17 protein-coding genes are annotated in these 19,912 nt (G+C 59.9%); 6 read left to right on the top strand and 11 right to left on the bottom strand.

Going from position 1 to position 19,912, the window contains the following annotated elements; translation table 11 throughout:
- Positions 1–7: 7 nt before the first annotated feature.
- The 11 genes from CD04_RS0111590 to CD04_RS0111540 form a co-directional block, all read right to left on the bottom strand.
- Positions 8–901 carry a Crp/Fnr family transcriptional regulator gene (locus tag CD04_RS0111590; protein WP_031406943.1) on the bottom strand — a complete coding sequence of 298 codons (894 nt, stop codon included), beginning with the start codon at positions 899–901 and terminating at the stop codon, positions 8–10.
- Positions 901–1,395 (bottom strand): Rrf2 family transcriptional regulator, encoded by a 495-nt coding sequence (locus CD04_RS0111585; RefSeq protein ID WP_031406941.1) that lies wholly within the window; start codon positions 1,393–1,395, stop codon positions 901–903. Before CD04_RS0111585 ends, CD04_RS0111590 begins: the two co-directional genes overlap by 1 nt.
- Before the next feature lie 136 nt (positions 1,396–1,531).
- Positions 1,532–2,827, bottom strand: coding sequence for a gephyrin-like molybdotransferase Glp (gene glp, locus CD04_RS0111580; RefSeq protein WP_031406939.1), 1,296 nt, complete (start codon positions 2,825–2,827; stop codon positions 1,532–1,534).
- A 4-nt stretch (positions 2,828–2,831) separates the two neighbouring features.
- On the bottom strand, positions 2,832–3,968 hold the full coding sequence (moaA, locus tag CD04_RS0111575) for a GTP 3',8-cyclase MoaA (protein ID WP_031406937.1): 1,137 nt from the start codon (positions 3,966–3,968) through the stop codon (positions 2,832–2,834).
- A 41-nt stretch (positions 3,969–4,009) separates the two neighbouring features.
- Positions 4,010–4,351 (bottom strand): helix-turn-helix transcriptional regulator, encoded by a 342-nt coding sequence (locus tag CD04_RS0111570; RefSeq protein ID WP_031406935.1) that lies wholly within the window; start codon positions 4,349–4,351, stop codon positions 4,010–4,012.
- Positions 4,348–4,644 carry a hypothetical protein gene (locus tag CD04_RS0111565; protein WP_051849131.1) on the bottom strand — a complete coding sequence of 99 codons (297 nt, stop codon included), beginning with the start codon at positions 4,642–4,644 and terminating at the stop codon, positions 4,348–4,350. The genes CD04_RS0111570 and CD04_RS0111565 overlap by 4 nt, the downstream gene beginning before the upstream one ends.
- Before the next feature lie 28 nt (positions 4,645–4,672).
- Positions 4,673–5,629, bottom strand: a complete 957-nt coding sequence (locus tag CD04_RS24630) for a nitroreductase family protein (protein ID WP_231480558.1) — start codon at positions 5,627–5,629, stop codon at positions 4,673–4,675.
- A 286-nt stretch (positions 5,630–5,915) separates the two neighbouring features.
- A complete protein-coding gene (locus tag CD04_RS21785) occupies positions 5,916–6,284 on the bottom strand; it encodes a metalloregulator ArsR/SmtB family transcription factor (RefSeq protein WP_231480557.1) in 369 nt (122 codons plus the stop codon).
- A gap of 108 nt (positions 6,285–6,392) precedes the next feature.
- Positions 6,393–6,704, bottom strand: a complete 312-nt coding sequence (locus tag CD04_RS0111550; RefSeq protein ID WP_031406926.1) for a c-type cytochrome — start codon at positions 6,702–6,704, stop codon at positions 6,393–6,395.
- Between the two features lie 151 nt (positions 6,705–6,855).
- Complete coding sequence (locus CD04_RS0111545; protein WP_031406924.1) at positions 6,856–9,381, bottom strand: arsenate reductase (azurin) large subunit; 2,526 nt, start codon at positions 9,379–9,381, stop codon at positions 6,856–6,858.
- A 27-nt stretch (positions 9,382–9,408) separates the two neighbouring features.
- On the bottom strand, positions 9,409–9,948 hold the full coding sequence (locus CD04_RS0111540; RefSeq protein ID WP_031406922.1) for an arsenate reductase (azurin) small subunit: 540 nt from the start codon (positions 9,946–9,948) through the stop codon (positions 9,409–9,411).
- Between the two features lie 381 nt (positions 9,949–10,329).
- Here CD04_RS0111540 and petA point away from each other — a divergent pair, with 381 nt between their 5' ends.
- From petA to CD04_RS0111505, 6 genes are all read left to right on the top strand, one after another.
- Positions 10,330–10,914, top strand: a complete 585-nt coding sequence (petA, locus tag CD04_RS0111535; protein WP_031406920.1) for a ubiquinol-cytochrome c reductase iron-sulfur subunit — start codon at positions 10,330–10,332, stop codon at positions 10,912–10,914.
- A 269-nt stretch (positions 10,915–11,183) separates the two neighbouring features.
- Entirely contained in the window at positions 11,184–12,032 is an 849-nt protein-coding gene (locus CD04_RS0111530; protein WP_051849130.1) for a heteromeric transposase endonuclease subunit TnsA, read from the top strand.
- Positions 12,032–14,206 carry a Mu transposase C-terminal domain-containing protein gene (locus tag CD04_RS0111525; protein WP_031406916.1) on the top strand — a complete coding sequence of 725 codons (2,175 nt, stop codon included), beginning with the start codon at positions 12,032–12,034 and terminating at the stop codon, positions 14,204–14,206. The genes CD04_RS0111530 and CD04_RS0111525 overlap by 1 nt, the downstream gene beginning before the upstream one ends.
- Before the next feature lie 187 nt (positions 14,207–14,393).
- On the top strand, positions 14,394–15,815 hold the full coding sequence (locus CD04_RS0111520) for an ATP-binding protein (protein ID WP_197033089.1): 1,422 nt from the start codon (positions 14,394–14,396) through the stop codon (positions 15,813–15,815).
- A gap of 11 nt (positions 15,816–15,826) precedes the next feature.
- On the top strand, positions 15,827–17,578 hold the full coding sequence (locus tag CD04_RS23205; protein WP_081857905.1) for a TnsD family Tn7-like transposition protein: 1,752 nt from the start codon (positions 15,827–15,829) through the stop codon (positions 17,576–17,578).
- A complete protein-coding gene (locus tag CD04_RS0111505) occupies positions 17,575–19,224 on the top strand; it encodes a hypothetical protein (protein ID WP_031406910.1) in 1,650 nt (549 codons plus the stop codon). The genes CD04_RS23205 and CD04_RS0111505 overlap by 4 nt, the downstream gene beginning before the upstream one ends.
- The last annotated feature ends 688 nt before the right edge of the window (positions 19,225–19,912 follow it).

Below are 19,912 nucleotides of genomic sequence, written 5' to 3'. Positions count from 1 at the left end.
AAGGAAATCAAGGCAGATGCCGGTTCTGCACGGGTGCATGATCCATGCCGACAAATTGACCGCCGGACCGGCGGTGAGGAACGGTGGGCAGGGATGATGCCTGCGTGGCCGGAGTAGAGCCCGCTTCAGCTTGCGGCCTCTTGGCGCCAGACGCAATACCCGCGCGGCGCTGCCGGGCCGAAAGCGGCTTTCGGACCTGCACATAGGCATCCAGCGCATCGCGTTCGATGGCGTAGCGGCCGTGCCCCAGCCGCACAAGCCAACCGCGCTGCCTGAGTTGAGACAAGGCTCTGCTGGCCGACTCCATCGCCACGCCGAGCAGGGCAGCCAGATCGTCCAGCTTGGGCAGCAACAGCGTCTCGCTCCACGGCGGATCCGTCAGCGCCAAGATCAATTGCGCCATCCGGGGCACAACGGGGCGCTGCCCCCCGTAGAGGCAGGACCAGTCGTCCGCCTGCTGCAGGGCGCGATGCCAACGCTCCATCATGTCCAGACCCCCATCGCACCGCCCTGCGTCCTTGTCCTGGAGCCGTGTGATGGGGATGCGGCAGACCCGCACGGTTTTGACGGACGAAGCCCGATGCAGAAAGGGCTGGGTGACCAGACTCTCCAGTCCGATCACGTCCCCGCGTTTGGCGACCCGGGAGATCCGGCGCTGGCCGTCGGGTTCGATGCAAGCCAGCGTGACGAGATCGGTGCGGATCACGTAAACATGGTCGCCGCGCTTCCCAGGCTCGTAGAGTACTTGCCGTGGGCCGTATTGCACGTCGTCAATATTCTCGGCAACAGCGTTCAGCTCCTCCAGGGGCCAATGCTTGAAGATGCACTGTGCGCGTATTGCGCATTGGTGGCATTGGGCGCAACCCTTGCGTACGCCCTCACTCTCGTGCTGTCGGCTCATCACGTTCGCGCTCCGGGTTGGCTTGCGACAAAGCGGCGATGCCTTGGCACAGCCTGCAGCGCATGGGAACGCGTCTTCCCGCAACATGGCGCACCCCGAGCAAGATCCTGCAGCGTGATCGCTTGTAAAAACTCCAGGCTGCAGCGATTCAAGGCCGTCTCGAGTGCCCGCAAGGCGGTGGCCTCCAGGCTGGCCCGGTTCCGCGCTCCGATCAGCCGGCCATGGGCGGCCTCACCAGGCCCTTGTTGGCTCGCCAGGACGATATCCGCCGCGGTGATCCAACGTGGCGCGCGTGCCAGCCCATAACAATCATCAGGGGCGGACTTGCAGCGCAGCAGTCCTGCGTCCATCAAGCGCTCGAACAAGGTTTTCAGGGTGGACGGGGCCATCTGCAGCGCCGCTCCGAGATCCCGCACGCTGGTGGACCCACTGCGCGCCCTGGCCAGAGCCAACATCACCTCGAGTGCAAGCTGTTCCTGGTGGGTCGGTTTCATCCGTCGCCTCCGCATGTTTGCCCCAGGACACGCTCGACGCGCGATCTTGTCCGCGGGAAACCCTCTTGTCTCGCCCACAGCCAAACGGACACCGATTCCACGAGACGCTGGCCGCGACGCGTTTGCAAGATTCGCATCACACCAGCCCTTCGAACGGCAGGAAATCGACCATCTTCCCGGCGTCGATGCCACCCTGGTCGTGGGGCAGCACCAGCAGGCCGTGTGCCGCGCTCATCGAGCGTAGGATGCCAGAGCCCTGATCGCCAGTGGTGCGTGCTCCCCAGCCGCCGTCCGCTTGGGCCTCGAGCACGGCGCGTTGGTATTCGGTGCGGCCCGGGCGCTTGCGGATCGCATGCAGTGCGCGCACCGGCAGCAGTGGCTGCGGCTTGGGGCTAGCGCCCATCATGCGCAGCAGCGCCTCGCGCACGAAGGCGTAAAAGGTCACCATGACCGCCACCGGGTTGCCCGGCAGGCCGAACAGCACCGCTGTGTGCACCCCGCTGGCGATGCGGCCGAAAGCCATTGGACGTCCCGGGCGCATCGCGATGCGCCAGAAGGCTACGTCGCCGAGTTTGGCCATGACGGCGCGCAAATGGTCGGCTTCGCCTACCGACACACCGCCGGAGGTGATGACGGCGTCGGCGTTTTCGCAAACCTGGCGCAGCGCGGCTTCGAGCAGCGCGGGATCGTCGCGCACCACGCCGAGGTCGAGCACGTCGCAGCCCAGGCGCGTGAGCATGGCCCAGAGGGTGTAGCGATTGCTGTCGTACACGCTGCCTTGCGCGGGTGGCTCGCCCAGGCTGCGCAGTTCATCCCCAGTGGACATGAAGGCCACGCGCAGCTTGCGCCACACCATTACTTCAGGTAAGCCGAGCGATGCAACCAGCCCGATATCGGCCGGGCGCAGCAGCTTGCCCACAGCCAGTGCGGGTTGACCGGCGCGCAGGTCTTCACCACGCTGGCGGGCGTTGTCGCCTGGCTTGAGCACGCCTGCAGGGATGTGCACGACGTCGCCTTCCAAGCGCACGAATTCCTGCGGCACGACGGTGTCGCAGCCTTCGGGCATGACGGCGCCGGTCATGATGCGCACGCAGGCGCCGCTCGGCACGGCGCCGGTGTAGGCATGGCCGGCCAAACCTTTGCCGACAACTGTGGGCGCCGCCGCGCCGCCGGCCGCCAGATCGGCGCCGCGCAGCGCGTAGCCGTCCATGCCGGCGTTGTCGTGCGAGGGCACGTCGAACGGAGCGATGACGTCTGCGGCGAGCACGCGCCCGAGCGCGGCGCGAATATCGACGCGCTCGGCGGTGCGCACGGAGCGTACAAAACAGGCGATGATGTCCTGCACCTGATCGACGCGCAGGGCGTCGGGGTCGTAGCTGCCGACGCAACAGACGACGGCGGCGAGATCAGGAAACGTCAGGCTTGCGGACATGCGCTCACCCTCCGATGGCAAACATCTCGGGCTTGCGCACGGCCTGCAGCAAGCCTGCGCCATCAAACCCGCGCAACTCGGAATAGCGATCGTCACGCCGGCTCCAGACCTGGGCGAGGGCGGCCTGCAAGTCGGCGTCGCTCGCCTGTTGTATGCCCTGCTGCGCGTCGCCGCGCAGCAGGGCGCGCAGGTCGTGGCCGTGGCTGGCGAAGAGGCAAAGGTAGAGCTTGCCTTCCATCGACAAGCGGGCGCGGTTGCAGTCGTGGCAAAAGGCCTGGGTGACGCTGGAGATGGCGCCAATTTCAAGGCTGCCGTCGTCCAGCAGCCAGCGCTCGGCGGTTTCGCCCAGCACGGTGGGGTCGAGCGCGTGCAGCGGGTGGCGCTGGGCAATGCGCGCCAGCAACTCGGCCGAGGGCAGGACCTGATCCATGCGCCAGCCGTTGGTGTTGCCCACGTCCATGAATTCGATGAAGCGCAGCACCACGCCGCTGCCGCGGAAATGCTCGATCATGGGCAGAATCTGGTCGTCGTTCACACCGCGCTGCACCACCATGTTCACCTTCACCGGACGCAGTCCGGCGGCCTGCGCCGCGGCGATGCCTTCCAGCACGGTTTGCAGCGGGAAGTCCATATCGTTCATGCGGCGGAAGACGGCGTCGTCAATGGCGTCCAGGCTCACGGTCACGCGGTGCAAACCGGCCCGCGCCAGTGCTTCGGCCTTGCGCGCGAGGATGGAGGCGTTGGTGGTCATGGTCAGTTCCACCGGCTCGCCGTCCGGCGTGCGGATGGCGGCGAGCATGGCCACCAGGTCCTCCACGCCCTTGCGCAGCAGCGGCTCACCGCCGGTGATGCGCAGTTTGCGCACGCCCAAGCTGACGAACACGCGCGCCAGGCGCTCGATTTCCTCGAAGCGCAGCAGATCGGCGTGGCGCAGGAATTCGTAATGCGCGTCGAACGCCTCTTTCGGCATGCAATAGGTGCAGCGGAAATTGCAGCGATCGGTGATGGAGATGCGCAGATCGTGCAGCGGCCGGCCCAACTTGTCGGCCAGCAGCGCACCGGGCGCGTGGGAGTGCGCGGGAACGGCCGGCACGCTGGAGGCGTAGCGGTGATCGACGATGGGAATGGTTCGCTCGGACATACAGGGGCTGAGGGCGGGATGGATGCAGCGCGTGCGGCATCTCAGTTGACGATGCAGACTGCTGCGCACAAGGCGTCGGCCAGTGTGCTGCTCAGGCGGTACGTGACCTGTCGCCCGCTACGCTCGCGGCGCACGATGCCGGCCTGTCTGAGCAGGCGCAGATGGCCCGAGATATTGGGTTGGGAACTGTCAATGCAGTCAACCAGTCCATGCACGGTCTGGTCGCCGTGGCGCAACTGGCAGACGATCTGCAACCGCGTCGGGCAAGCGAGGGCTGCGAAGAGTTCGGCGGCCTCCTGGAACACCGCCTCCAGTGCGTCACCTTCTTGGGCCTGGTCGGTCGTCGCGAGGGTGTTGGCAAAAATCTGCGGGGCGTGCGTCACTCGAGCAATCCATGCTGGTAGTGCGGGGCGAAACCCTCATGCCAGGCTTCGCCGAGCTCGGAACTGAAGTAGTCCACAAGGCGATAGCTCATCGGTGTGGGCTCGTCCATGAGTGCCCGATAGACGGCAACGCCGTCCTCGGGATGCAAATCACGGTGCGCGCGCGCTGCGGTTTCGACATAGCCTTGGGAGCCGATGGCCAGCACCATGCTGCGCTGGTCGGGCTCGCCGCGGTGAAAACTCTGGGCGAAATACACGACTTGGTGGGTGGTTTTTCGGGGTGATGTCTGCATCGAAATCTCCGTGCGTCGACTGAAAGTTTCACAACGTCTCGACGAAATCGACAGGCGACGGGCGCACCCGGCTGGTCTTGGCTTTGGCCACCGTGCCGACAGCGATGAAGCAAACCGCTTGTTCGTTGTCGGCAAGCCTGAACAAGTCGCGCAAGGCTCTCGACTCCATCGCCTGCCCGCTGACCAGCCCGGCGCCGAAGCCCTGGGCGTGCGCCAGCAGCAGCATGTTTTGCAGTGCACAGCCGAGCGAGACCAGGCGCTCGCGCGGCGGGATCTCGGGGCTGGCATCGTCGTGCGGGCGGGCGATGGCCAGCGCCAGGAAGGGCGCGCGCGCAGCCTTGGCCCGTGCCTCGGAGCGTTGCTGCGCGGTGGCGTCGGGGTCGCGTTCGAGCAGGGCTTGCACGAACGCCTCGCCGAGCCGCTGGCGCCCGGCGTCCGAGACATGCACGAAGCGCCAGGGCAGGATCAAACCGTGGTCGGGCGCCTGTGCAGCGGCGGTGAAGAGTTCGCGAACCTGCCCGGCATCTGGGCCGGGTTCGCCCAGCCGCTTGGGTGAGGTCTGCTGGCGTTTGCGCACGAGCTCGCAAATGAGTTCGGCGTAGTCGATCGGTTCCGCGAGAGTCATGGCGTTGGACATAGGAAAGTCAAAATATGCCGAGGGCAGCTCGATCGAGTTGGTACCCGGTTCGGCCGGCATCGGCACCTGGCCCCAGGTGCCGACGTGGCCGTGCAGCACCGCATTGACCAGCATCTGCTCGGCACCGGGTTTGCCCGCGTATTTCTCGGCCACGGCCTCGTACGCGGGGCCGACGACCTTGTGATCGGCGGTATGGCAGGTCAGGCAGTTCTTCCGCCGGGCCAGGGTCAGCATGGCCGAAGCGCTGGTGCCGCCCACAGGTGCGTGGGCGGTGGCCGGTGTCTTGGCCTGGGCGTTCGGTGTCGGCGCTGCCGCGGAGAGCGAGGCGGCGTTCCACTTTTCGGCCATTCGAGGGCCGGATGCGACCACGAGTTGTGCCACTGGTGCAATGCGCCGAACGATGGCGCGGGTGGACATCGGCGACGAATCCGGGTTTGGTCCCACTGTGTTGGACAGGTAGGAAGCGATCAGAAGCAGGACGATCACGGGCAGCGCGAAGCTCGCCGGGATGATCAGGAGCAGCTTGCGCAGGGTCGCCCCGAACGGCAGTTCGTGCGTGGGTGTGGGTTTGGAGCGCGAGGCTGGTGGGGTATGCATGGCGGTGAGGTCTGATCAAGTGCTGTTGCACGCGCCCTCAATGGCCTGGGCAAACGATCTTGCACAGATCGGCCACGAAGGTGTTGCGGATGCGGTACGTCACCGACTGACCGCTCCTCGACCGATCCACAATGCCGATCTGGTGCAGTTGGCGCAAATGCAGGGACGTGTTGGGCTGGCTGCTGCCGATCCGGTTGGCAATCTGCTGCACGTTCATGTCCTGCCCGCGCAGGTGGCAGACGATGCTCAATCGCATCGGGGATGACAGGGCAGCGAACAATTCGGCAGCGGCCTCGAAGACCGCAGTGACGTCATCCTCCCGCGTGCCGAGAGGCTTGCGGGAGGCTTGTCCGCGCAAACCCGTGTTGCTGCCCATGTTGCGGGCAAAAGGAAGTTGGTAGCGCATGCTTGGCGGTGTGGAAAGACGGGAACTCCCTGAGAGATTGTGGGCGGTTACGCCAGCCGAGGCCTCTTTCAATGAGGCCTCGGCTGCTCCGCCTTCTGGCCTACGGGCTTACTTCAGACTCAAAATCCACTCGACCAACTGCTTGGCCTGCGCCGGGGTGACATCGGTGTTGGCCGGCATCGGCACCTGACCCCAGGTGCCGACATGGCCATGCAACACGGCCTTGACCAGCATTTGCTCGGCACCGGGCTTGCCAGCGTATTTCTCGGCCACGGCCTTGTAGGCGGGGCCAACGATCTTGGCGTCCACTGCATGGCAGCCCAGGCAGTTCTTCTGCTTGGCCAGAGCCAACATGTCAGGGGCGGCCCAGGCTTGGGCTGCGAACAGGGCCAGGAATGTGCACAAAAGAAGTTTGTTCATCGTGTTCCTCAGTTTTGATGGCTTGACATGGAATGCACTGACTCCCGCATTCAAAAAATGGGCTCCAGGGTAGGAGCCCAAGGAACTGCCGCCCGAGGAGGAGGACAGCGGTTCCCCCAAGGCCTTCTCGGCCTGGGAGAATGGCGGCGATTCAAACCCCGTACATGCGGCTCTTGGTCGAGACCGTACGTTTCCAGTCGGGCATCGGGCCGACCCGACGAATGTCGGCCCAGGTTCCCTTGTGGTACTCGAGGAAATGCACATCCGTTGCGGTGGTCACGACGGAACCCACGACCCCTTTGGGCGCGCCGAAAACGACGAAGGACTGGTTGAGCTTGATGGTCGGCTCCGGGTAGGCCATTGCCATCGTGGTGCCGTAGTCGTTGTAGATTTCAACCACATCGGTCGGCTTGACGCCGAGGGTCGCCATATCCGCAGGATTCATCTGGATCACCGCCATCGGGTAACGGTCCATGATGAAGGGGTCGTATTGGTTGTTGTACCAAGACTGCCAGACTTCATTGAGCCGGCCGTTGTTGATCCAGAATTTGTACTTGGCCTTGACCTCGGCTGCCTGTTTGAGCCAACCATCCCACTTCGCTGGAAAGACCTGGATCTTGCCATTGGGCGTGTCGAACTTGTCGTCGGGATAAAGCGTCGGCGAACCCAGCAGCTTGTCTCCATCAACCTGCTTGATCGGCATCTGCACGCCGTTGTTGCCAGCTTTGCGAAGCAGTGCATACGTGGCCATGTAGCCCGTGGCGTAACCCTCGCTGTCGATTTTGGGTGCGCCCGGTCGACCGACCTGGCGGAATCCATCATTGAAGGCATCTTCTGGGGTTGTCCACTCGAAACCTTCGAAGCGCTTGGCCATCTTGGCATTGCCTTCGGCCTCGTACATCACGCGAATGGTGTTGGCGATTCGCGCTGCGGTCAGACAGTCGGGCAAGGCTTCGCCTGGGGGATCGATGAACTTCTCGGACATGCGCAGGCGGCGCTCACCGTTCATCGAGGTGTGGTTCATTTCTCCCGGCAGAGCGCCCGGAAACATCACATGGGCCGCCTCGGCAATCATGGTGGGATAGATATCCATCATCCCGACAAACAACCCGCCCTTTTGCGTCGCCTTGTAGATCACGTCCACCATCTCCTTGGGCGTGGCGCCACGTGCCTGGCCCATGGCCTGTTTGACGATCTGACTGCGGCGAATGACGGCTTCGCGCAGAGCCTGGGCATTGTTGGTAGTCTGGAAGGTGTTGCACGCCCAGAACGTCATCATCTTGCCCTTGCCATTGATGAGGTAAGTATCAACCTCGATCAATTTGTCATGGCGCGGAATGGGAAAGTCGGCGGCCGGATAGCGGGACTTGGGTTCCGGATATGGGGGCCGTGTGTAACCTTCCTGGTGACCGCCCATGCGCACCCAGCCTGTCCCACGTCGGCTGCCCACATTGTGCGTGGCCACGACAACGGCACCGATGGCTTGTTCAGTGACGTAGTTGTTGTTGCCCCAGATGATGCCTTTCTCGAAGGCATGCATGGTGCGTGGCTGCTTACCCGGAGCCTTGGGTTTGTAGCTCCACTCTGCAGCCTGCTTGATCTGCGCCACCGGAACGCCGGTGATGCGACTGCATTCGTCCAGCGACATGGCGTTGGCCTTGACAGCCGCCTCGAAACCTTCCGTGTGGTTGGCAATGAAGTCCTTATTGATCCAGCCTTGATCGACGATGTAGGTCAGCAGGCCATTGAACAGGGCGCCATCGCTGCCGGGATTGATCGCCAAGTGCAGAACTTGATCCTTGGCCAGATCCTCACAAATCGAAATCGACGGATTGCGACGCGGGTCGACGAAGATGAATTTGCCAGGACCGACCGGTTCGCCAGGGAACATTTTCTTCTTCTTGTCCACCGTGCCGCCCTGCAGATTGGGCAGCCAGTGCACGAGGAAGTAGTTCGTCTGGTTTTCGTAAGGATTGTTGCCGATGGACCAGATGACGTCCGCCAATTCGGCATCCTCGTAGCTGTTGTTCAGCTCGAAAATGCCCATGTCACGGTTGCCGAAGCATTCGGAGTTGTACGCCGGACGGTTGTGGATGCGCACCGTCGGGGTCTGAATACCGGTGAAGATCAGCTTGCCGGTGCCCCACGTGTTCTCGAAACCTCCGCCGGCCCCCCCGTGGTCAAACATGGCCACAGCGATCTCGTCCGGACCATCTTCGTCCAGAATTTTTTTGACCATGCCGCCATAAACTTGGGAGGCGTAGTCCCAGGAGGTGTCCATCCACTGGTCACCATAGTAGACACGGGGATGAAGCAGACGCTCTTTGGCGAGGCCATCGGCGTTGTAGAAGTAGGAAGCCATTTTGCCCCCCCGGGTCGAGCTCAGCCCCTGGTTGACGACGCAGGCCTTGTCCGGCACGATCATGACGGCTTTACGCTTGCCGTTCTTGTCGGTCAGCACATTGGTCATCGCCGGGGTCATGATGGTGGCGAAGGGCGGAAGTTGCTTGCGAAAATCGAGCCCCAGCGCGTTCTGGTGGGGCGCTCGCCCGCCCTCGCGGTCGGCATCCCAGGTGTAGGCGTGGTAGCCACAGCCCACGATGCAGAAATGGCAGGTCAAATTGGTTTTTTGCGCATCTGCCGGCGGCAGCGCGACACGATCCTTGAATTGCGACATGGTGTTCGTCTCCTGACGGTGATGGGCTTACAGCACGTTGGCCTGGCGGCCGTAGATCAGGCCGGTGACGGCCACGGCGCGAACACTGTCGGAGGCCGGGTCGTACTCGAGTTGGATTTGCGGCAGATCTTCGGTCGCCTGGCCGCAGATCATCTGACCCGACTTCTCGGGATCGAACATGCTGTAGTGACAGGGGCACTTGAAGCGCTGCGTGGCCGGGTCGTACATCAAGGGGCAGCCCATGTGGGTGCAAAGATTGCTGTACGCCACGATGTCCCCGTCGGGGCCAACGCCGCCTGCGACACGCTGCCCCATCTTGATGGCCACGCAAGGCGAGTCGCCATCCGGATAGCTGAACGACACGGGTGTGTTGGCCTGCATGCTTTGGGCCTTGCCGACGGAAATCTTGGGATACGGCAGTACTGCGGCGCCGGCTGCAGTCTGGATAGCGGCTTGGTTATTCCCCGCCGCCACGGCGGAGCCAACCGGGCTGACGGCCGCTCCGACCCCTGCTACGCTGGTGCCGGCAACTTTCAGGAAAATCCGGCGCGATACTTTTTCAGTCATGATGCCTCCTCGGGTGAGTTAAAGCTCGTTAAAGCTCGCTAACAGTTGAAGAGTCGCTTTTTACATCCGAACAAGAGCCATAGATATAGTGAAAACACGCATCCCATCAGTGGCAAGTTTATCACGGACCGCCGAGTACTCCATTTACGTTACGTTATCGTAACGTTGGATTTTGTCGCGTTACGATAACGTAACATTCGAACGTCAAAATCTCGCGCAAAGAACGACCTGTTCGTTTCCTCGATTCGAGTCAATGATATTCGGCAATACCCTAATCGCTGGAACCGAGCGGAGCTTTCCCGATCCATGTTGGTGGTAGGTCGCGTGGCTTTCACGTGAGCGCCTATCGAACTCATCGCAAACAGGGAAAGCGACATCAACATGGATCCACAACGACGCTTCTGGCTGCTCGCCACGGGCGCGACCGGCTGCATCGGCTGTGCGGCCACGGCAGTCCCGTTCATCGAATCGATGGACCCTTCGGCAGCGGCTCGGGCAGAAGGTGGCCCGATCAAAGTCGATTTCACCGGCCTAGAGCCCGGGCAGCGCAAAACAGTTTTGTGGCGCGGCCAGCCGATCGGAATCCTTCATCGCACGCCTGCGATGCTGGCTTCCTTGAATGTCACACAGTCCAGGGTCGTCGACCCTCTTTCCCAGAGCACGCAATACCCGACGCCAGAATGGGCGCGCAACCAGTGGCGCTCCACCAAACCAGAATATTTCATCTGGACCGATATCTGTACACACCTTGGATGTTCGCCCACAGATCGACTCAATCCGGGACCACAGCCAGGCTTGCCATCAGATTGGGTTGGGGGTTTTCTGTGCCCGTGTCATGGCTCGACTTATGATCTGGCAGCCAGAGTTTTCAAGAATATGCCAGCACCAGGTAATATGGCTATTCCTGATTATCATTTTGTGCGGCCCACTGAAATCATCCTTGGCGTTCCGCCGCATGGTTCGTAGGACCGTGCCGGTGCTGCGGATGATCAAGCACGCGGGTGATCAAGCCATCATCGAGGGCGCCCCTTTTCTTGGGCATCGGTAGCCAATTGACCGGAGATCAGCGCAATCGCCTCGCCTCAACTTGCTGTCCCAGGCTCACCTTCTCTTGGTTCGAGTCCCGGATTTGTCCGCCAGATTTTGGGATGGTCGATCTTCTGGAGGCGCCAGCGACGCAAGCATGAAGCCCAGCCGGGCTTAATTTGTCAAATTGCTTCTAACAGGACTTCCAGGTGGCCAAGCGCAGGTACGGTTTCGATGAGGACAAAATCGCTCGATTCCTGAAGGAAGGGCGTGGGCAAGGGCGTGGAAAGGATTACCGACCTTGGCTCAACGTCCAAGATGTGTCTTCACGGGGTCGATCTTCTCGGATTCACAGCCGCAAGACGGGTCGCGAACATCATCTGCTGTCGGATATGGAGACAGCGTTGTTCCTGTTGCTTGACTGGTCAGATGCGGTCACCGACATTCGTGAGCAGTTTCCACTGGATCGGGACGAGACACGACGCATTGCTGCCGACATGGGAGTTCGGCACCCAATCGATACACAAAGTCGCACCGACATCGTGATGACAACCGACTTCATGATTAACCTGGGGGCAGGTAACACGAGTGCGCTCGTCGCTCGGTCCGTCAAACCAGCGTCTGAGCTCGATGAGGACCGTACGCTTGAGAAGCAAGAAATCGAACGCCGCTATTGGCAAATCAAAGGGGTCGACTGGGGCTTGGTGACCGATCTCGATCTGCCTGCCCAACGTATCAAGAATCTTCGTTGGTTGCATGAGATGCAGTCATTGCAACTGATGACGGCACCGCAACCCAGCTACTGGGATGAGCGATGCGGGAACTTCTTGGCCTGTTTGCCTCAGGCGACCGGCATGTCCATCAAGCAATTCTTCCGGCTTCTGGAAAGCACGCAAGGCTTCGCCATCGGCGAAGCGCTGACCGTCTTACGGCATCTTGCTGCCAACAAACGAATCACCATCGATCTCAATACCAAGTTCGACATGCAAATGCAAGTGGATTCGCTTGAAGTCGTAGTTCCAAATACTGCGGCGCAACAAACCAGGAAGAGTGCCTGATGCTGTTGCGAAATGATCTGCTCGAATACGGCGAGCCGCATGCTCGCACGATACGTTTGTTGTGGTTACATCCGACACAGCCTGTCGGGTTCGTGATCGACACCAAAGCGCACGATGCCACGCCGGAACTGGTGCAGTTGCAGGCCCTGCAATCCGATTTGCAAGCAGGTTGTTCAAGGTTGCTGACTGCTGACCCCTATCTGGCCATTGTGGAGGAAGCATCCCTGCCTGAGCAGCGCAAAATCAAGCGAGACCGTGCGTGGCAAATCGTTGCCGATTTGATTTGTGACGAGCCCGAGATCTATTACCCCGGGCACCGAGCACAAAAAGTCGCCGGGTGCGTCGCCGCCGGACTGGCAACGCGAGCCACCATCTACCTTTATCTACGGCGCTATTGGCAGCGCGGTCAGACGCCAAATGCATTGCTTCCCGACTACGCAAACTCAGGTGGCAAGGGAAAGGCGCGTTCAGCCAGCAGCTCGGACATCAAGCGCGGCCGTCCCCGCAAGCTCGGTGAGTTACCGGGTCTCAATGTCGACGATGGCATCCGCAAGATCTTCCGCGTCGCCGTGGCACGCTACTACACCACACAGACCAAGTTCACGCTGCGTGGTGCGTACGACCAGATGATCAAGGATTTCTTCTGCGAGCGCACGATTGATCCTGGCACTGGCCGCGTTACCCATGCCCCAAATGGCGCCGCCTCGGCCAGCGGTTTCCCAAGCTTTGGCCAGTTCAATTACTGGCTGGAGCAGGATCACGACCGACTGGACATCAAGCGTGAGCGGTTGCGACCACGAATCTATGACAAGGACCTACGCGGGCTCATTGGCACATCGACAGCGGAGGTCTGGGGTCCGGGTGCGCGTTATCAGATCGACGCGACAATCGCCGACGTGTATCTGGTTTCGCGCATCGACAGAAGCAAGATCATTGGCCGTCCAGTGCTCTACGTCGTGATCGATGTATTCAGTCGAATGATTGTCGGCATCTATGTCGGTCTTGAGGGCCCGTCATGGGTTGGAGCCATGATGGCCCTGGCCAATACGGCCTGCGACAAGCAGTCCTTCTGCAAGCGAAGCGGCCACGAGATTGATTCTGAGACCTGGCCCTGCCACCACCTGCCAGCCACGCTGCTGGGTGACCGGGGTGAAATCGAAGGCCGCATGATCGAGACGTTAATCAACAACTTCAATGTCACGGTTGAAAGTGCTGCGGCATACCGTGCGGACTGGAAAGGCATTGTTGAGCAACGATTCCGCCTGATCCCTGCCAAGTTCAAGCCGTATGTGCCTGGCTATATCGATGTGGATTACCGCGCCCGTGGTGGCAAAGACTATCGGCTTGATGCCGTACTTGATCTTGATCAGTTCACCCGGATCGTGATCGCGTGTGTTCTGTACTACAACAATCATCATGAACTGAAGAGATACGACAAGGACCGTGACCTCGCAGCCGACAACATTGCAGCGGTGCCCATCGATCTATGGAACTGGGGCATCGCCAACCGCAGTGGCAGCCTACGCCAATACCCGGAGAATCTGGTTCGTTTCAGCCTGCTGCCGGTCGAAGAGGCCACAGTCACGCTCAACGGCATCCGCCTGCGAGGCATCTTCTACACATGCCAGAAAGCTCTGGAGGAAAGGTGGTTCGACAAGGCGCGACAGCGTGGCAACTGGAAGGTGAAAATCTCCTGCGATCCACGCAACCTCGATGAAATCTACCTGCACGATCCCGAGGCGCCGATGCAATTCCAAGTCTGCCAACTAACCGAGCGCAGCCGGGCACATCAACAAATATCAGTATGGGAACTCGGGCAACTGCAAGAGGCAGAGAAGCAGATTTCGGCGAAACGACAACCACGCCAGCAACTGGCCGCGGCCGACTTGGCTGCCAGCATCGAAGGGATCGTGTCCGATGCCGTGAAGTTGAAGGGTGAACCCAGCACCGAGAGTGCGGCCAAACGCACCAAGAACATCCGCGCCAACCGCGCCGTTGAGAAGTTGGTCAATCGAAGCGCCGAGACTTTCCGCTTTCAGGCTGAACCATCGAGTCAGAACGCCAGCAAGAGTGCTGACATCATTCAGTTTCCAAACGCTGTGCCTGATGATTACAGCGAGCCGGACATCACCGAAATTCTGGGTAGCACTCAACGCCATGATGACAAGCCCTGAAACGCCGACATCTTCGTTGCCCGAGTACGAAGGCAATCCCTTTATCGCACGCCTGCCGCCATTGGGGTCGCAGCGGCAGTTGCTTGACGCCCTCGCGGCGAGGCCGGAATTTCATGTGCGGGAGAGAGGCTACGCAGCCAGTCTGCGCAAGCACTGCATCATGCGGTTGGGGCGGTACTTCGAGCCATTGGAACGCCAGATCCAGTTGGCCGATCGCTTCGGCATGCTGCTACGCCAAGGCTATGTTGGTCGCAACCCACTCACCCACGACTACATCCGGCATTTGCAAAGCGGTGCCGAGCGGATCGAGGCGAAGTCACTGACCATCCCGACTCGTCAGCCGGTGGAGAACACTGCCACCAGCTTCGCGCTGGTCGGCTGCTCCGGCATCGGCAAGTCCAAGGCTATCGAGAAAGTCCTGCACCAGTACCCGCAATGCTTCCAGCACACAGCCCCCTTTAGTCTGGTGCAAATCACATGGCTGAAACTGGACTGCCCACACCAGGGGTCTCCCAAGCAGCTCTGTATCAACTTCTTCTCGGCGGTCGATCGATTAGTTGGTACCAACTACTTCAACTGGTACGGCAGCCGTCGTGCCAGCGTGGACGAGATGATGGTGCATATGGCGCACGTCGCCAACCTCCACGCCTTGGGCGTGCTGGTCATCGACGAAATTCAACATCTGAACAAGACCAAGATCGGTCCCGATGCATTGCTGAATTTTCTTGTCACGCTCGTAAACACCATCGGCGTTCCGGTGATCTTGATTGGCACGCTCAGTGCGATCCCGCTGTTACAGGAGAACTTCCGTCAGGCCCGGCGTGCCAGTGGACTGGGCTCACTGGTCTGGGATCGCATGCCCAAGGGCAAGGCTTGGGACTACTTCATTGACCAGCTCTGGCAGTATCAATGGACATGTGAGCCGACGGAGATAAACCCTGAGATCCGTGAGGCTCTCTATGACGAGAGCCAGGGCATCATGGACATCGTCGTCAAGCTTTTCATGCTGGCGCAGTTGCGTGTGATCGGCATTGGTGAGGTTCGGCGCGGGCCAGAAAGATTGACTGTCGAATTACTTCGCAAGGTCGCCCGAGAAGACTTCCAGGTGGTTCGACCGATGCTGGATGCGCTTCGCTCGAATGACAAAAAAGCATTACTGAAATACGACGACTTACTGCCCCTGCACGCTCATGTGGATCAAGTGTTGGCTTCGGCGCTCAAGACACAGTTGCCTGACGTGGTGCTATCGCCTGCTGTCGTAGAGCCCGCGAGCGTACTAATGCAAGATGACGGCATTGACACGACTCGTGCGGCCCTGAGATCACTCGGCGTCGCCGACGATGTGGTGGACGTGTTGATCAATGAAGCGAGCGGCCTGAATCCATCAGCCGATCCGCTTTTGCTGATGGCAGCGATCACGGAGCGGTTGGCGAAGCGCCTGGTGCAGGTGCGCAAGCCCCAGGCGCGCAAGCCACCAAAGGCCTCGGCAACGCCCGCACAGGACTTGCGTCACATCGTGACGCTTGGCAAGCAGGCCGGTCAGTCCGGCTATGAAGCGCTGCTGGCCGCTGGTTTTGTGAAACCGCCATTGCTTGATCTTGCGGCGTGACGGTGGCGTAGATGCTCACGTATTTTCCGACGGTCTATCCTGGTGAACTCCTGTACAGCGTGCTTGCTCGCTACCACCGTCATGTCGGTGCGCCAAGTCCAATGCATACCCTAGATGCGCTGTTTGGCAACCGAAAAGTCATCGCCACTTTTGACTTGCCAGGGCATCTTCAGGCGTTGGCCGATCGAATTCCTCCAGATCGGGCGTTGAACGTGGATCGCGTCATCGACACGCTCACGCTCTATCCCTACCTCACGGCATTCGAACCGCCCGCACTGCAAGAGAAAGTTCGCCGAGCAATGGGGCAAGGTGCCATTGATGGACTACATGTTCGCCTCGGACTATCTGCCTTTCGTATTGGGCGGGTCCAGCAACTGCGCTTCTGTCCGACATGCGCATGGGAGATGAAGGCGCTTTATGGAGAGCTTTGGTGGCGCCGTGATCACCAACTACCCGGCGTCCTCGTCTGCCCAGAACACGGGTGCCCTCTACAAGGAAGCACAGTCCGCCTAGCGAAAGTTAGCCGACACGAGTTCGTTGCGGCAACACCAGATAACTGCCCATCACATGCTCGATCAGTCGCCCCCTTGATGGAGCATGTAAGTTTGGCGCACCTGCAACGTGTAGCTCGGAGAAGCGCCGATTTATTGTGTAGCCCACCAGACGGGCGCACCTTGTGGCAGTGGACTGGGTTTTATCGCAGTCACATGCTTGAAATCGGGTTGTCCAAGTCGGATGTGACGATGAACCAGCATCGCTTTGACAGGGATTTCCGCAATTTCTTTGGCGGCGCTTTGGATCTGCTGCCCGCAGTGATGGACGACGGCGCTTTCGCAGGCGATTGGTTGGCATCAATGGTGCGCAAACATCGCAAAGCCCATCATCCTTTGCATCACATTCTGGTTCAGGATTTCCTGGCACAAAGGGAGCGGCTCGATTCTGTATTCGGTGCCGGACCGTGGCCCTGTATCAACCCATTGGCAAACCACCGCTCATCGGCACCGATCAAGAGTTTCACCCAGCATTGGAACCACGGTAACAGGGTTGGTGTGTTCTCCTGTGGTTGTGGCTATGTTTACACCCGCTGCCTTCAATCGAAGACGGGCGCACTTGGGGCACCACGTTTTCTCCAATACGGGCCACTTCTGGAACCTGCATTGCGTCAACTCGTGATCGCTGGGAAAGGGCTGCGCGAGGTCGGTCGATTTCTACAACTCGATCCGAAAACTGTGGTGCGTTTGGCGGGTGAGTTGGGCATCGCAATCCCATGGAAGCCGTTGCCGCATATTGAAAAGGTGCTGGTATCGCCGGAATCAGTTGCCGACTCCGCAGCATCTTTGGCTCAAGCCAGCCCAGCAGTGCCGGTGACTCGCGACGTGGCACGCCGGACTCGTCGTGCGTGGCCGGAGATCGATCGTGACTGGGTCACGAAGCTCAGTGCATGGGTCGACATTGTTTGTCAAGAGAGGCCGCCTGTGCGTATCACTGTTGCCGAACTCGAGCGTCGGGCCAACCGGCGCGACTGGCTACTCAAGCGTCGGCATCACATGCCGTTGACGATGGAGTTCTTGGATCAAGCAGTGGAAACGGTAGAGCAATTCCAGCTTCGCCGCATTCACTGGGCGATCGCCGAATTGGAGTTGTGTGGCGCTCCCGTCAAGGCGTGGCAAATCATGCGAAAAGCCGGTCTACGCTCAAACAACTTGGCGCGAATTCACGCAATACTTGATGAGGCCCCCATCATGATGCGCATTGCAGCATGAGCCGTTTATTGATCAGGCAGCTTACCAACCTCGGCCCTGAACATGTCGAGATGTATTGGCTTGCAGGCCTAGTCGAGAAGGAGAGCGGTTGGTTCGTCCGGGCTGCCATGCGGGGGGTCGAGTCGGGTCAGTACAGCAAGGTCGAGTTGCCGATAGGATTGCTTCCAATTTTGTCGCTTGGGCATGTTTTCGCGCGGGGTGAACGACAGTCCTTGCCAGCGCGTGGGTTGATTGGGCAAGCGACGATTTCGGATACGTCGGAATGCGAAGAAATCACCTCGGCTGATATACCAGCAGGTCTCTATTCTTTCGACCGCAGGGGCAGTGGCATTCAGCGCCTGCTCCGGTACAGCACAGCGCAAGGGGATGTGCTGATTCCTACCATTGAACTGGTTCGCTTCCTTTTCTTGCACAACAGCACACTGGCGCATGCCATCGTTCGCCCCGGTGCATTGAATCTGCTTTTCCACCCCGAAGCTCCTGGCTATCAACGTGTGCTGACGTTGCGCTTCACGTCAAAGCTACCCAAGAGGTGCCTGTCGCATCAGTTCGCACAGGAATTTGCGTGGATCGCACTCGATCCAGGTGCGCGGCGCGCTTGGGATCGTGTCTGCCTCCAATCCATCGGCAAGGAGTATGTGTCCTTCACCCCGCCACAACTGAGAAATTCAGTATGGAAATTCCGAGGCGTTCAGCAGGGCAACCAATGGTTGGTGCTCGAACTCCTGCATCTGACTGGCAAGCACCATCCTTGCGACGAGTTGTATTACGGGCACCCCTCCATGAAGGAGGTCATCCGCAGCAAAGAAAACGCAGAAAGAAAGCCAGGGGCAGACACCAATGGTGATGATGTATCTAGGGAGCACTTCGTCTACGACTATGAACTGGACGATGGGCAAGACGGAGCCAAGACGCACGGCGAAAAAGCGACGGATATCTATTCCAAGCAATCTGAGTTCGACCGTAGCATCACAGTTGAAAAATTACTGATCAAGCTGGACAGGCCGGGCGGCAACTGGGCAACGGAACCCGTGTCCACCACGGGGCCGATGGTTGAGGTTCGTAAAACCATCAAAGTCAGCTCGGGCGATCAGAGACTCAGTGCAACGTTGCCGCCGCTTGAGTTCAAGCTGCTCAAGCCAGCCAGTTGGGATTGTGCTGGCGACCTGAGTGCGCTGGCCGGTACGGTACAGAAAATGGCGCAAAGGAAGCCTCAGATCCAGTTTGGGATGTCACTGTGTTATCTCAAGACGGGGCGGGTGTTCTCGATGGCCAACCGCAAGCCTCGAGTGGGGCTGGTGGTAACAATCATGCCGCCAGGGTATCCGCCTATCGTGCTGCTGGATGTGGAGCGCACTGGGGATGTCGCACTGTCCCTGATTGCTTTGCGCTTCCGCCATCGCACGACTTTTGATGTCGTCGAGGCTTCGGTCCAACGATCTCTGGATGGCTTGGTCGATGCCAGCGGTCACTGGGATCATGAGGTTGAGCAAGAATTGTCCAAAGTGTGCGCTTGCGAGCGAATGCCCAAGATGCTGACCCCGAGAAACAAGGCTGATGCAGAAGGACAAACCGCTTTATGGGCGATGAAACTGCTACTCAGGCTTGGGCTGGAAGTTGCGCCTGTTTCTTCCGGCGCAGGATAGGACTTTATTTTGTGTGTTTGGCGCATGCACGGCGCCGGTTGATCAAATCAGGATAGAACTTTTCGATTTGGACTGCAAGTTAAAGTCTAATAAAATCAATAACTTGATGTCTTTTTAGGATGCGACTTTATTTGTTGCGAACACCATGTGTTCTGACCAATTAAAGTCGTAAACAAGTGTTCTGACCAATTAAAGTTGTAAACAGGACATTAAACTCGTAAACAAGTCATTAAAGTCGTAAACAGGTGATCGTGGCGCTTGTACTTCATGGAGGCTGTTCCATTTAGGAAAGACGGTCCACGTATAAAAAAGGCTGTCCACGACGTCCATGTCGGATGTTGAGGTCACTATGCACAGTCAGTACCAAGCCGCCCGCGAGCTCCTCGCCGCAGGCGCATTCATCGAGCAGGTTTCGGACGCACCGCTGAGTTGACCGGATCCGCTTCGGCAGCACCACGGCTCCATTGCCTGCGCGGATCGTTCCAGCAACTTGTCGCTCAACGGCTCATTCGGTCGAGCTGCAAGGTGAGTGGGAAGATGCGCTACGTAGCGACTGGGGCGTTGATCTTGACTTAAGCCAGACGTCTTGAGTGGCTGGTCCTCGCCAAAGGAGGCGTTGGGCGCAGCCGATGCCGGCGGCAGCAATCGTGTGGGCAACGGTCGCCGAGATCACCACCGCCCTGACTAG

It is taken from the genome of Thiomonas sp. FB-Cd (assembly GCF_000733775.1).
Classification (GTDB): domain Bacteria; phylum Pseudomonadota; class Gammaproteobacteria; order Burkholderiales; family Burkholderiaceae_C; genus Thiomonas_A.
This window is presented reverse-complemented; position numbering and strand designations above follow the sequence as displayed.